Source organism: Pseudomonas sp. GZD-222, from assembly GCF_049310525.1.
Lineage (GTDB): Bacteria > Pseudomonadota > Gammaproteobacteria > Pseudomonadales > Pseudomonadaceae > Aquipseudomonas.
Map to the genome: position 1 here is coordinate 144805 of NZ_JBMOWO010000069.1, position 13042 is coordinate 157846.

A 13042-nucleotide genomic window follows, 5' to 3' on the forward strand; every position below is an offset into this window, starting at 1 on the left:
GACTTCTTGTTATGGCCTCGCCCAAGCTGTGCCGGGCGAATCTGCGATAACTGTAAGGAGCCAGGCGCAACATTCCCAATGAGATGATCCGATCAAGCGATAACCCAGGGTTATCGCTACCGCCTATCGAGCCTCATTTATCAATCGCTTGCGCTGCTCTCCTGTGCACGGCGCTGGCGGGCGAATTCCAGCAGGATATCGACGAAGGCGCCGGCCGACGCGCTCAAGGGTTCGTCCTTGCGGGTAATCACGCCGTACTCCAGCGGCGCCAGTTGCAGCGGGGTCTGCAGTTCGCGGAACTGACCACTGCCGAGCTGCGCGGCGACCATGGACCTGGGCAGCATGGCGATCATCGGCCCGGACTGCAGCAGGTGCAGGAACATCGGCATCGAGATGGTATCGACGCTGTCGGCAGGCGTGGTGATCCCAGCGACCCGGAAGGCCTGCTCCAGGCGTTCGCGAATCGGCGTACCAACCGGATACAGCACCCACGGCCAGTCGCCCAGCGCCTCCAGTGGCGTGCAGTCGAGTTCGTTAAGCGGGTGACTGCTATTGACCACCAGGCTGAAGGGTTCCGGCTCCAGAGGCTGGAAGTCGAAGAGCTGACTGAAGCGCTCCTCGGTAAAACGGCCAATCATCACGTCGAGCTTGTTCTGCTCCAGCATCGTCAGCAAATGGTCGCTGGACTGCTCCACCACTTCAATCGACAACAGCGGGCTGCGCGCCTTGATCGCCGCAATGGCTTGGGGCAGGACCAGCGAGGTGGCGGCGAAAATCCCGCCGACCCGGATAAAGCCGTGGCCGCCCTTGCGCAGGCGGTTGACCTGGTCGACAAACTGCTGCGACTCGGCCAACGCTCCCTGGGCATAGCGCACCACGTACTCACCCAGCTCGGTGGGCGGCATGCTGCGTGGCAGACGCTCGAACAGGGCAAAGCCGAACTGTTCCTCCAGATCGCGCAGCATCTTGCTCAAGGCCGGCTGACTGAGGTTCATCCGCGTTGCCGTGGCGTGCATGTTGCGCGTACGCGCCAGGGTGTCGATCAGCACCAGGTGCTTGAAGCGGATCCAGTTACAGAAACTGGAATGGGTAATGTCCGTCGCCATCAAGTGACTGCCTCTTGCAGAGTGGAACGCATGGCTAGTGGGCCCGCAGGTAGTGAAGCAAGGTATCCAGGGCCACCGAGCGCGGCCGCGAGCGCAGGGTCAACAGGCCCAGATTGATCATCGAGATCGGCAGCTCCACGGGCAGGATGGCAACCATGCCGTAGCGCGCATAATGCTCGGCGACGTCATTGGGCACCACTGCAATCATGTCGGAAGCTTCCAGCATTGCCGTGGTGGCCAGGATCGAAGCGGTTTCGACAATGTCCAGCGACTGCACCATGCCTGCTGCCTGCAGGGCATTTTCGACCCGGCGGCGCATGGGGCTGCCAATCGGGTGGAGGATCCAGGTCAGGTCGACCAGGTCGGCCAGCGCAAGCGCCGATGCCGCTGCCAATGGATGGCCCGCGCGCGCCACCACGCGCATCTGCTCATCGCTGTCCAGCAGCTCGATGTTCAGCTCCTGGCTGTCGCTCTGGTCGGGCAAACGCCCGATCACCACGTCAAAATCTCCACGCAGCAGCGACGGCAGCAAGGTGTCGCTGGTGCCGACCTCAAGGGAAATGCGTACCTTGGGATGGTCGCGTTTGTAGGCCAGCACCGCTTTGGTCAGCAAGCCTGGCACCGGACCCATGACACTGCCGACCCGCACCAGTCCCAGGGCGCCTCGGGCCAGCTCCGCGATCTGCGCCTGGGCGTGCTCGAACTCGTGCAGCGCGCCCTGGGCGTAACGAATCATCACCTCACCATACAGCGTCGGCTGCATGCCCCGCGGCAAACGCTCGAACAAGCGCACGCCAAGGCGCTCTTCAAGTTGTTGCAGCAACAGGCTCGCCGCCGGTTGCGTGGTATGCATCGCGGCAGCGGCCCGACGCAGGTTACCGAACTCGCCCAAGGCGTTGAGCAGTGTGATCTGGCGGCTGGAGATCTTCAGCGCACCGAGGCTGGCCGACGGCCGTGTGTTGTCGTCAGGGGAAAGAGACATATCAAATCCGATATCCCTACTTAGGAATTCGCGATTATGCCTGTATCGCTCGCCAACCTACAGTCAAGCCTCCCAGTGGTCACCGATAACAAGAGTCCGCCATGAGCATACGTATTACCCACCTGAGCGTTCGCGACATCCGCTTCCCTACTTCGCTGTCGCTGGACGGCTCGGACGCGATGAACAGCGCCCCCGACTATTCCGCCTCCTACGTCGTGCTGCACACCGACGCCACTGGCCTGGAAGGCCACGGCCTGACCTTCACCATCGGCCGCGGCAACGAGATCTGCATCGCTGCCGTGCAATCGCTGGCGCCGCTGATCGTCGGCCTGACCCTGGAAGAAATCACTGCCGACATGGGCGCCTTCTGGCACCGTTTCACCGTTGGCGATAGCCAGCTGCGCTGGCTTGGCCCGGAAAAAGGTGTGATTCATCTGGCGACCGCCGCCATCGTCAACGCGGTGTGGGACCTGTGGGCCAAGCACGAAGGCAAACCGGTGTGGAAGCTGCTGGCCGACATGACGCCTGAGCAACTGGTGCGCTGCCTGGACTTCAGCTACGTCACCGACGTACTCACCCCCGAAGAAGCCATCGCCCTGCTCCGCCGCCAGGCTCCCGGCAAGGCCGAGCGCGAGGCGCAGATGCTGCGTGAAGGCTACCCCGGCTACACCACCGCGCCTGGCTGGCTGGGCTACAGCGAAGAGAAAATGCGCCAGTTGGCCCGTGATGCGATCGCCGAGGGCTGGACCCACATCAAGCAGAAAATCGGCGCCAACCTCGAAGACGATATCCGCCGCGCCAGCATCCTGCGCGATGAAATGGGCTGGGAACACACCCTGATGATGGACGCCAACCAGGTCTGGAGCGTTGATGAATCGATAGAAAACATGCGCCGCCTGGCCGCCTTCAATCCGCTGTGGATTGAAGAGCCGACCAGCCCCGACGACATTCTTGGCCACGCTGCCATCCGCCAGCGCATTGCGCCGATCGGTGTAGCTACCGGTGAGCACTGCCACAACCGGGTGATGTTCAAGCAGATGTTCCAGGCCGGCGCACTCGACTTCTGCCAACTGGACGCCGCCCGTCTGGGTGGCCTCAACGAGGTGCTGATCGTGCTGCTGATGGCCGCCAAGTACGACGTGCCGGTCTGCCCCCATGGCGGCGGCGTCGGTCTGTGCGAGTATGTGCAGAACATTGCCCTGTTCGACTACATCGCCGTGTCGGCCTCATTGCACAACCGCGTACTGGAATACGTCGACCACCTGCATGAACACTTCCTCGACCCGGTGGTGATTCGTCGCGGTCGTTACATGCCGCCGCAGCGTCCCGGCTACAGCATTGAGATGCGTGCGGAAACTCTGGAACGCTACCAATACCCCAACGGCCCGGTGTGGCTCGACATCAACCGTTCCTGATCGATCCAACCGCGGTGCCGCACACTGCGCGGCACCCTGCCAGAACATTGCAACGGGGAAACAACAATGACAATCCTCACTACTGCGACAGCGGCCGCCGCGCCTGCTGTCCCTGCCGAACAACGCCTGAACAGCCTGCTGCTGCGCAAGCTGATGCCGCTGCTGATCGTGGTCTACGTGATGAGCTTCCTGGACCGCACCAACATTGCCCTGGCCAAAGCCAGCATGGGCATCGACCTGGGCTTGTCGGCGGCCGCCTATGGCCTGGGTGCGGGGCTGTTCTTTCTGACCTACGCGCTGGCCGAGGTACCGAGCAACCTGATCATGCACCGGGTCGGCGCGCGCTTCTGGATCACCCGCATCATGATCACCTGGGGTTTGCTCTCGGCGGGCATGGCCTTCGTCCAGGGCGAAACCTCGTTCTACATCATGCGCCTGCTGCTCGGGGTGGCCGAGGCCGGCCTGTTTCCCGGCGTCATGCTTTACCTGACCTACTGGTTCGACCGTGAGCAACGCGCCCGCGCCACCGGCTATTTTCTGCTCGGGGTATGCCTGGCCAACATTCTCAGTGGTCCGCTGGGCGGCGCCTTGCTGGAACTCGACGGCGTCATGGGCTGGCACGGCTGGCAGTGGCTGTTCGTCATCGAAGGCTTGCCGGCAGTAGCCCTGGCCTACGTGGTGTGGAAAAAGCTGCCGGACGGCCCCTCCTCCGCACCTTGGCTGTCGGCTGCCGATGCCGAGGACATCGAACGACGCTTGAACGCCGAAAAAGCCGCCGCGCCTCAGCAAAGCCGCTTGAGCCAAATGTTTCGCGACAAACAGATCTGGCTAGCGATTGCGGTATACTTTGTCCACCAGATCACCATTTACACGGTCATCTTCTTCCTACCTGGCATCATCGGCACCTACGCCGCCCTGTCGCCGTTTGAAATCGGCATGCTGACCTCCGTACCCTGGATTGCCGCCGCGATCGGTGCCGCGACCTTGCCACGCCTGGCCACATCACCCAGCCGCTGCCGCACCCTGCTGTTTTTCGGTTTGCTGACCATGGCAGCTGGCCTGTTGCTGGCCTCGCTGTCCAACTCGTTCATCGGCCTGATCGGTTTCTCGCTGACGGCGTTGATGCTGTTCGTGGTGCAGTCGATCATCTTCGTCTTCCCTTCCAGCCGCCTGAGCGGCAGTGCCCTGGCGGCGGGCCTGGCCTTTGTCACCACCTGCGGTTTGCTTGGTGGTTTTGTCGGGCCGTCGGTCATGGGCCTGATCGAGCAGACCACCGGCAACACCCGCAACGGCCTGTGGCTGATTGCCTCGCTGTTGGTGCTGGCGGCATTGATCAGTACCCGCCTGCGTCAGGGCCAGGAGTAATCGGGAGGCGTCACAGGTACGCCTTAGACGCAAAAATGTCATCTGTCAGGACGCGGAAAAAAATGGCCCGAACGCTTACAATTGGGCCATTTTCTGCACTTCAGACAGACCCGTCAGCCTATGACACTCGACCCTCCCACGCTGTTGATCCTTTCCACCGCCCTCGCTGCGGCCGCGGCGCTCTACCTGGCCATCGAGTGGCGCAGTATTCGCGAGCCCTCACTGCTGTTCTGGAGTGGGGGCTTTGCCACGATTACCGTGGGCTCGACACTTGCACTGCTACGCATGAGCGGCCTGCTGCTGATCGGCATCTGGTTCGCCAATGGCCTGTTGGTGCTCGCTCATTGGCTGTTCCTGATCGGTGTTGCGCGCTTCACCCAAGTGCGCCTGTCACGCGGCTGGTACCTGGTCTTCGCATCCTGGCTTGCGCTGCTGTTGCTGCCGAGCGAGCCGTGGTGGTCGAAGGTCATGTTCATGGCCAACTCCCTGCTGGTTGCCGTGCTGGCGCTCAGGGCCAGCCTGCTGCTGCGCCCGCATGGCAAGTCATTGAGCGTTGGCGCCGTGCAGTTGCGTTATGTGCTACTGATCCATGGCCTGTTCTACCTGGTCAAGGCGCTGACGCCAGTGGTACCCGGTACGCTGATTGACCTGGCCGCTTTTCAAGGCGAGATCATCCAGATTTCGCTGGTCGAAGGGGCAATGGCGATCATGCTGATCGCCCTGTCGATGACCGGCACCGAACGCCACCGTCGTGAGGCGCGGATTGCCCGGCTGGCCGCACGTGACCCTCTGACCTCCCTGTACAACCGCCGTGCTCTGGAAGTACGGGCGCCGCGGCTGCTGGACAAAGTCTCGAGCGCTCGCCCAGGCGCCTTGCTGTTGATCGACATCGACAATTTCAAAGGGGTCAACGACCTGCACGGCCATCTGGCCGGTGACCGGCTGCTGGTTGACCTGAGCGAAATCATTCGATCGCACCTGCCCGAGGGTGCGTTGGCGGCGCGGTTGGGCGGCGACGAGTTTGTCATCCTGCTAAGCAACGCCTCGAAAGAACGCATCGTCGAGCTGGGCAGCACGCTACGCGAGCGTTTTCAGCAGGATGCTTCACAGGCCTTCGCCACACCTGCCGCAGTGACCCTGAGTATCGGCGCCACGCTGTTCAACCAACCGCCGGCAAGCCTTGCCGCGTTGATCGAGCAAGGTGATGCGGCGCTGTACGAATCCAAACGTGGAGGACGCGACAGTATCCGTCTGGTTGATCGCACGGTTGTGGAGGGAGAGTTGTTGCAGGCCGAAAGCGGCCTTTGAAGGACACCGAGTGGAAGCGGACCTTGGCCCGCTCCCACCGGGTGGCGGTTATCAGGCGATAGCCGCGTCCACCAGTTCCTGCGCTTCAGCCACCAGGCGCTGCAGGTGCGCGTCGTCGATGAAGCTTTCCGCGTAGATCTTGTAGATGTCTTCGGTACCCGACGGCCGTGCGGCGAACCAGCCGTTGGCGGTCATCACCTTCAGACCACCGATGGCCTGGTTGTTACCCGGGGCATGGCTGAGGATCTGCACGATCGGCTCACCGGCCAGTTCAGTCGACTTGACCTGCTCCGGTGCCAGTTTACTCAGCAGTGCCTTCTGCTGCGCATTGGCCTTGGCCTCGACCCGGGTCGCGAAGGGTTCACCCAGTTCAGCGGTCAGCTCTTGGTAAGCCTGGCTCGGGTTACGACCGGTGCGGGCGGTGATTTCCGCAGCCAGCAGAGCCGGGATCAAACCGTCTTTGTCGGTGGTCCAGACACTGCCATCCTTACGCAGGAACGAGGCACCGGCGCTCTCTTCACCACCAAAGCCCAGGCTGCCATCGAACAAGCCATCGGCGAAGAACTTGAAGCCAACAGGCACTTCATACAAACGTCGGCCCAGGCGTGCGCTGACGCGGTCGATCAGGCCACTGCTGACCACGGTCTTGCCGACCGCAGCATCCTGACGCCACTGCGGACGGTGCTGGAACAGGTAGTCAATCGCCACCGCCAGGTAGTTGTTCGGTGCCAGCAGGCCGTTCGGCGTCACAATGCCATGGCGGTCGTGGTCCGGGTCGCAGGCGAAGGCCACGTCAAAGCGCTCACGCAGGCCGATCAGGCCCTGCATGGCATAAGGCGAGGATGGGTCCATGCGGATCTGGCCATCCCAGTCCACGGACATGAAGCGGAAGGTCGGATCGACCTCGGTGTTGACCACTTCCAGGTTCAGCTTGTAGTGCTCGGCAATTGCCGACCAGTAACGCACGCCTGCCCCGCCCAGTGGATCGACGCCCAGACGCAGGTTGGCACTGCGAATGACGTCGAAATCAATGACGTTTTCAAGGTCGGCAACGTAGCTGCTGACGTAGTCATGACGGTGGGTGGTGCTCGCCTGCAGGGCCTGCTCGTAGTCGATGCGCTTGATGTCTTTGAGGCCAGCAGCCAGCAGCTCGTTAGCCTTGGCTTCGATCCACTTGGTGACATCACTGTCGGCCGGGCCGCCATTGGGCGGGTTGTACTTGAAGCCACCGCTTTGCGGCGGGTTGTGCGACGGCGTGATGACAATGCCGTCCGCCAGACCGCTGCTGCGCCCGCGGTTGTAGCAGATGATGGCGTGAGACACCGCCGGGGTCGGCGTGTACTCGTCATCCTTGGAGAGCATGACTTCAACGCCATTGGCGGCCAGCACCTGCAAAGCACTTGCCGCAGCCGGTGCCGACAGCGCATGGGTGTCGGCGCCAATGAACAGCGGACCATCGATGCCCTTGGCCTGGCGGTACAGGCAGATCGCCTGACTGATGGCCACGACATGGTTCTCGTTGAAGCTCAGGTCCAGTGAGCTGCCGCGGTGCCCGGAGGTGCCGAACGCGACGCGTTGGCCAGCGATGCTGGCATCGGGCTGGCCGGTGTAGTAGGCGGTCAACAGGCGCGGGATATCTACCAGCACGGAGGCTGGAGCCGGTTTGCCTGCCAAAGGACTGAGCTTCATGCAAAACCTCAAGAAAGGATGTTCAGGGTAATAAACCCACAGAGTTTACTGGCACTTTGACAAGCACGCGACGCCAATGCTCCCCAGCCTCAGGATTTTTTCTGCTGGGGCGCCCACCAGGCCGGAAACATGCTCTGCACCCGAGGCTCGGCGAAGCGGTCGTCGATCAACATGACCGTGCCCCTGTCGTCGGTGCCGCGAATGACCCGTCCTGCGGCCTGGATGACCTTTTGCACCCCGGGGTACAGGTAGGTGTAGTCAAACCCGGCACCGAACAACTGGCTCATGCGCTGTTTGATCTGCTCGTTGACCGGGTTGACCTGGGGTAGTCCGAGGGTAGCGACAAAGGCCCCGATCAAACGCGTACCCGGCAAGTCGACACCCTCGCCGAAGGCGCCGCCGAGCACGGCGAAGCCGACGCCGCGCCCCTCGGGCTCAAAACGCTGCAGGAAGCCCTGGCGCTGCATCTCATCCATGCCCGGTGCCTGACACCACTGGACAATGTCTGGATGCGCGCTGGCCAGCAAGGTTGCTACCTGCTGCATGTATTCGAAGCTGCTGAAGAACGCCAGGTAATTGCCGGGCTCAGCGGTATATTGCGTGGCGATCAGCTCGACAATCGGAGCAATCGAGGCTGCTCGACGCTGAAAGCGGGTGGATACCTGACTGACCACCTGGACCCGCAACTGCTCGGCGGCAAAGGGTGAAGCCACCTCCAGCCAGGCAGTGTCGGCCGGCATCCCCAGCAGGTCGGCGTAGTAGTGCCTCGGGCTCAGGGTCGCGGAAAACAGCGTGGCGCTGCGAGCGCTCGCCATCCGCGGGCCGATCTGCGCGGCCGGTACCACATTGCGCAGACACAAGGTCGACAGGCTGCGTTTACCCGGTCCCTCGCGCTTGCTGATATCGAAGAGAAAATGGGCGTCGAACAGCTCGCTGACGCGAATGAACTGCAGCGCATCGAAGAGAAACTGCAACAGCGCCGGGTCGGTGCCGGTGGGCTGCTGATTGAGTTGCTCCTGGATCAGCCCGACACAGTGCTGCAATGCCTTGAGGAAGGCCTCCGGTAATGCGTCGACCACCTGGTAAGGCGCCACTTGCGCCTTGTGCAGCGCATTCCATTGCCGGTTGAGGCGGTCCAGCGCACTGCCCATGCCGTTGGGTTTGCTGCGGCGCAGGGCCTGCAATTGCCATTGATCAAGGCTGGCGCTGTACATCTGCCGCGCCCGCTCCACCAGGTTGTGCGCTTCGTCCACCAGCAGTGCCACGCGCCACTGGTTGACCTGGGCCAGGCCATACAGCAAGGCGCTCTGGTCAAAGTAATAGTTGTAGTCTGCCACCAGCACGTCGACCCAGCGCGCCATCTCCTGCCCCAGATAGTAAGGGCAGACCTGATGCTCCAGGGCGATCTCGCGCAAGGCGGCCTTGTCGAGGATAGTCCGTGCCTGGGCCGCCTGGCGGGCCGCCGGTAGCCGGTCGTAGAAACCTTTGGCCAATGGACAGGCCTCACCATGACAGGCCGTGCCGGGGTACTCGCAGGCCTTGTCGCGGGCGACCAGTTCCAGGCTACGCAGGGCAAGGCCAGGGGCACTGTCGTGCAGCTGCTGCAAGGCCTCCAGCGCCAGGGCGCGACCCGGTGTCTTCGCGGTCAGGAAGAAAACCTTGTCCAGCTGCTGCGGGACCATCGCCTTGAGCAACGGGAACAGCGTGCCGAGTGTCTTGCCGATGCCCGTAGTGGCCTGCGCCAGCAGACAACGGCCGGTACTGACCGCCTTGTACACGGTCTCGGCAAGCTCGCGCTGGCCACGGCGAAACTGGCCATGGGGAAATGCCAGGCCCTGCAGCCCGGCGTCGCGTAGCGCCACTCGCTGCATTTGTTGCTCGGCCCAGTGCAGAAACAGTGCGCACTGGCTGTTGAAGAACTCCTCGAGCGCTGCGGCGCTGCAGTGTTGTTCAATCAGCGTCTGGCTATCGCTGTCGACATCCAGATACACCAGCGCCAGGTTGATTTCGCTGAGTTGGCGCTGCTGGCAGAGCAGCCAGCCATAGATTTTCGCCTGCGCCCAGTGCAACTGGCGATGATTGTCTGGCTGGCGGGCCAGGTCACCACGGTAGGTCTTGATCTCTTCCAGGCGGTTGAGCTGCGGGTCATAGCCGTCTGCCCTGCCGCGCACCTGCAAGGCCGCGAACTGCCCTTCAAGGCTGATCTCAGCTTCAAAGCCCGGGCCACGGCGGGCGACCACCCGTTGATGGCCACTGATGCCCACCTGGGCCGTGGGTGACGGTGTGAAGCGCAGGTCCAGATCACCGACCTTGGCGCTGAACTCGCACAATGCCCGTACCGCCACGCGATAGCTCATGGCGCCGGCGTGATCCAGCGTACATGGCAGACTTCGACCGGCAGGCCGTGTTCAGCGCAGAAGTCGATCCAGCGCAGCTGGTTATCCTGCAGGCGGTCACCCGGCCCCTTGACCTCGATCATCCGGTAGCGTTGCTGCTCCGGCCAGAACTGAATCAGGTCGGGCATGCCGGCGCGGTTGCTCTGGATATCGTCAAGCAAGCGCTCGAAACAGCGCTTGAGATGCGGCGCCGGCAGGCAAGCCAGGGCTTGATCGAGCAAGCGCTGGTTGAGCACCTGCCAATACACGAAAGGCGACTGCAGGCCCTGCTTGCTGACGAAATGTTGGCGGATGGTCTGCTGGTAGCGGCCATCGTCGAGTTGCCCCAGGCAATCGTTGAACAGCCCGCTGCGCCGCGCCTGGAACTCAGGGTCGTGCAAGTCCTGCGGTGCGCTCTGGAACGGGTGAAAGAAGGCCCCCGGCATCGGCGCGAAAATCGCCTCCCAGCACAGCAGGCCGAACAGGCTGTTGAACAGGGTGTTTTCGACGTAATGCACCTCGCCCCCCTCTTGCTCGAGGTGCAGTTGCACCGCCTGCTCCACACCCAGCACGGCCTGTTCCAGCGGCAGTTGCAGTTCAATCTGGCCGGTGAGCGTTTTTACCCGCCGTGGTTGTGCCGGCCCACCCAGTTTGCGCCGCAGGCGCGGCAATATCCGTGTCAGCGCCTGGACTTCAATGGGGCCGGCAGGTTGCTGGGCAACCTCGGTGGCCAACGCATGGGCCTGGTCCCACTGCTCACTGCGTTCGAGCACGCGGATACGCCGGATCCGTGCCTGCGGGTGCTGGCTGCGCGGGTAGATCTGCAAGGCCAGGTCCCAGTCCCCCAGACGCTCGCTATGCTGGCCAAGCTGGTACAGCAGGCGCGAGCGACGACGCAACAGCCACGGGTTGTCACTCTCCAGCGATTCGACCTCGGCCAGGACCTGCTGTACAGACGTCCCTTGCTCCAGCAAATCGGCGCAGCGGTGCAAGGCCAGGGCCAGATCGACATCGCTACGCTGGCGCAGCGCCCGCGATTCGTCACTGAAGGCCACCTGTTCGTAACGCATCAACCCCAGGTCGGCCAGCACAAACTCCGACCAGTCCTGGTACAGGTTGCCGAAGAACAGCAGACGAAAGCGGTCGCACATCGCTTGCAGCTGAAGCGTGATGAGCGGTTCTGCAAAGCCGGGCAACCAGTCATGCAAAGGCCGGGGTGATAGCTCAAGGGCCTGCAACTGGGCGAACAGCTCGGCCTTGGGCGCTCGCGGTCGCGTCAACTGCGCAGCAAATCCGCTGGCGATTTCTTCCTTGCGCAACACCTGAAACAGCTGTTCAAGGTTCAACGGGCTGTCGTCTGTCACCCAACCCCGTTCAAGCAATGGCTGCAAGGCTGGCAGCGGCGCGCCAATTTCGGCGTAGTCGAGCTTGCTCGGGCGAAACAGTTCGCCCTTGCGCATCACCATGCGCACCAGCAGCGCCTGGGAAGCACGTGGCAGTTCGTCGAACTGGCTGATGAAAGCCCGCTCGCTGTCATCGAGCAAATCGGCATAGCGCAGCGCGATCCAGTGCAGCACTTGCTGGAAGTTGTATAGGTAATAGAACGGGTCGTCGATAGAATGGGCGATCACGGCAAGGCTACTGGCAGGCGTTAATGATACTGGTTATACATACAGATCAGCCCCCTTGGCAACCTGCCCGTTGACCGCTGATCGGCTAGCGTTGCCCCCAGGTCGTCTGGAATTCCTCGTCGAGGTAATCGATCAATGCCCGTACCGAAGGCAACAGCCCGCGGCGCGAAGCGAACATCGCCACCACCACACCCTCAGCCGGGGCCCATGATGGCAACACCTGCAGCAGCTGCCCCTGCTGCAGCTCACCGGCCACCAGAAAGTGCGGCACACAGCCGATCCCCACACCGTCGAGCAGTGCCTGCTTGACGGTCGCAACGTCATCGCTGATCAGCCGCGGTTGATGACGAACGTCGAGCACTTCCTCGCCGTCGCTCAGTTGCCAGGCATTGCTGGCACGCGTGCGCTCCCACTCGACACTGGGCAACTCGAGCAACTGCGCCGGTAATCGGGGTGACGCATGACACGCGAGCAATTGCGGGCTGCCCACCAGCACCTGGGGGCAACGGGCCAGTGGTTTCATCACCAGGTCACTGTTCTCCAGTGGTAGAAAGGCCAGGCTCAAGGAAAGGTCAAAACCTTCGCTGATGACATCGACTTTGCGGTTGAAGGATTTGACCTGCAACTCGACCCGTGGATAGCGGTTCATGAAGCTGGCCAGCATCGGCGCCAGGGCAAAATTCAGCAACAGGGTGGTGCAACTGATCCGGATCGTCCCGCAGGGTTCGGCGCGGTTGCGTTGCACCACACTCTCCGCAGCCTCCACCTCAGCCATCATCGCCTGGCAATGGCGATAGTAGTCCTGACCGATTTCAGTGACCTGGAAGTACCGGGTGGAACGCTGGATCAGGCGAAAGCCCAAACGCTCTTCAAGGCTGCCGACCTTGCGGCTGACGGTTGACTTGGGCATGCCCAACTGGCGAGCGGCAGCGGCAAAGCCCCCCTGCTCGACTACCTTCAAGTACACGAACAATTCATTCAGATCAATCATGCATGGACTCTCGATCGTTCCAAAAATGGGACTTAGAAGTCCGAACATGTGGATTACGCGACCGCCACAAACCCACTAAAGTCACAAGTTATTCGATTCAGGCGGTCGCTGGCGACACATTTCGACTGATCAACGTATCACCACTGGAACAACGCTAAAACCTGGGGGCACCGCACTGAT

General features: G+C 62.3%; 9 protein-coding genes. 3 read left to right on the forward strand and 6 right to left on the reverse strand.

The annotated features are described in order from the left end of the window. Nucleotides 1-140: 140 nt before the first annotated feature. Nucleotides 141-1106: a LysR family transcriptional regulator gene (locus tag ACO6VD_RS13020; protein ID WP_422419589.1), complete on the reverse strand. Its 966-nt coding sequence runs from the start codon at nucleotides 1104-1106 to the stop codon at nucleotides 141-143. Between the two features lie 34 nt (nucleotides 1107-1140). Further along, nucleotides 1141-2088 carry a LysR substrate-binding domain-containing protein gene (locus ACO6VD_RS13025; protein WP_422419590.1) on the reverse strand — a complete coding sequence of 316 codons (948 nt, stop codon included), beginning with the start codon at nucleotides 2086-2088 and terminating at the stop codon, nucleotides 1141-1143. A 101-nt stretch (nucleotides 2089-2189) separates the two neighbouring features. Between ACO6VD_RS13025 and ACO6VD_RS13030 the strand changes: the two genes are divergently transcribed. From ACO6VD_RS13030 to ACO6VD_RS13040, 3 genes are all read left to right on the forward strand, one after another. Next, nucleotides 2190-3503, forward strand: coding sequence for an L-fuconate dehydratase (locus tag ACO6VD_RS13030; RefSeq protein ID WP_422419591.1), 1314 nt, complete (start codon nucleotides 2190-2192; stop codon nucleotides 3501-3503). Nucleotides 3504-3569: 66 nt separating this feature from the next. After that, nucleotides 3570-4868: an MFS transporter gene (locus ACO6VD_RS13035; protein ID WP_422419593.1), complete on the forward strand. Its 1299-nt coding sequence runs from the start codon at nucleotides 3570-3572 to the stop codon at nucleotides 4866-4868. 120 nt (nucleotides 4869-4988) lie between these two features. After that, nucleotides 4989-6176 carry a GGDEF domain-containing protein gene (locus ACO6VD_RS13040; RefSeq protein ID WP_422419594.1) on the forward strand — a complete coding sequence of 396 codons (1188 nt, stop codon included), beginning with the start codon at nucleotides 4989-4991 and terminating at the stop codon, nucleotides 6174-6176. Between the two features lie 51 nt (nucleotides 6177-6227). Here the strand turns inward: ACO6VD_RS13040 and pgm are convergent, their stop codons facing one another. The 4 genes from pgm to ACO6VD_RS13060 all read right to left on the reverse strand — a co-directional run bounded on the left by pgm (nucleotide 6228) and on the right by ACO6VD_RS13060 (nucleotide 12862). Next, entirely contained in the window at nucleotides 6228-7865 is a 1638-nt protein-coding gene (gene pgm, locus ACO6VD_RS13045; RefSeq protein ID WP_422419596.1) for a phosphoglucomutase (alpha-D-glucose-1,6-bisphosphate-dependent), read from the reverse strand. 89 nt (nucleotides 7866-7954) lie between these two features. Beyond that, a complete protein-coding gene (locus tag ACO6VD_RS13050) occupies nucleotides 7955-10222 on the reverse strand; it encodes an ATP-dependent DNA helicase (RefSeq protein WP_422419597.1) in 2268 nt (755 codons plus the stop codon). After that, on the reverse strand, nucleotides 10219-11871 hold the full coding sequence (locus tag ACO6VD_RS13055) for a VRR-NUC domain-containing protein (protein WP_422419599.1): 1653 nt from the start codon (nucleotides 11869-11871) through the stop codon (nucleotides 10219-10221). The genes ACO6VD_RS13050 and ACO6VD_RS13055 overlap by 4 nt, the downstream gene beginning before the upstream one ends. Nucleotides 11872-11956: 85 nt before the next feature. Continuing rightward, complete coding sequence (locus tag ACO6VD_RS13060) at nucleotides 11957-12862, reverse strand: LysR substrate-binding domain-containing protein (RefSeq protein WP_422419601.1); 906 nt, start codon at nucleotides 12860-12862, stop codon at nucleotides 11957-11959. Nucleotides 12863-13042: the final 180 nt, after the last annotated feature.

Bases quoted from the DNA above. Each gene is read 5' to 3' on its own strand.
- ACO6VD_RS13035 (WP_422419593.1), top strand. From the start codon at position 3,570: ATGACAATCCTCACTACTGCGACAGCGGCCGCCGCGCCTGCTGTCCCT.
- ACO6VD_RS13030 (WP_422419591.1), top strand. From the start codon at position 2,190: ATGAGCATACGTATTACCCACCTGAGCGTTCGCGACATCCGCTTCCCT.
- ACO6VD_RS13050 (WP_422419597.1), bottom strand. From the start codon at position 10,222: ATGAGCTATCGCGTGGCGGTACGGGCATTGTGCGAGTTCAGCGCCAAG.
- pgm (WP_422419596.1), bottom strand. From the start codon at position 7,865: ATGAAGCTCAGTCCTTTGGCAGGCAAACCGGCTCCAGCCTCCGTGCTG.
- ACO6VD_RS13060 (WP_422419601.1), bottom strand. From the start codon at position 12,862: ATGATTGATCTGAATGAATTGTTCGTGTACTTGAAGGTAGTCGAGCAG.
- ACO6VD_RS13020 (WP_422419589.1), bottom strand. From the start codon at position 1,106: ATGGCGACGGACATTACCCATTCCAGTTTCTGTAACTGGATCCGCTTC.
- ACO6VD_RS13025 (WP_422419590.1), bottom strand. From the start codon at position 2,088: ATGTCTCTTTCCCCTGACGACAACACACGGCCGTCGGCCAGCCTCGGT.
- ACO6VD_RS13040 (WP_422419594.1), top strand. From the start codon at position 4,989: ATGACACTCGACCCTCCCACGCTGTTGATCCTTTCCACCGCCCTCGCT.